This window comes from Serratia sp. BFP-2025 (genome assembly GCF_050880365.1).
GTDB lineage: Bacteria > Pseudomonadota > Gammaproteobacteria > Enterobacterales > Enterobacteriaceae > Serratia > Serratia surfactantfaciens.
On record NZ_JBPAFV010000014.1, the window covers coordinates 1 to 408 of the forward strand.

1 tRNA gene is annotated in these 408 nt (G+C 44.6%); it reads right to left on the reverse strand.

Going from position 1 to position 408, the window contains the following annotated elements:
- Nucleotides 1-162: 162 nt before the first annotated feature.
- Nucleotides 163-238: transfer RNA gene (locus ACRAWE_RS24350), tRNA-Glu, on the reverse strand.
- Nucleotides 239-408 lie beyond the last annotated feature (170 nt).

Below are 408 nucleotides of genomic sequence, written 5' to 3' on the forward strand. Positions count from 1 at the left end.
CCCAATACATCTACGGAGGGATAAATTTCAGCCGTCATGTTTCAATTTTCAGCTTGTTCCAGATTGTTAAAGAGCAATATCTTAAACATGACTCGCAAGTCATCTTTAAGATTTTTTCGGCCTGTCGTGACCGGTGATAATGTCTTTCACTCATTATCGGAATGGCGTCCCCAAGGGGATTCGAACCCCTGTTACAGCCGTGAAAGGGCAGTGTCCTAGGCCTCTAGACGATGGGGACACGAAAATCCGATTAAACTGAATAACTTAATCGGTTCGTATCAGCATGAATAACTCATGGCATCAACAGGTAGCGCTTTGCTCGTTACTTTTCATCAGACAATCTGTGTGAGCACGCCACTCGAACTAATATCTTTAGGTAAGGAGGTGATCCAACCGCAGGTTCCCCTA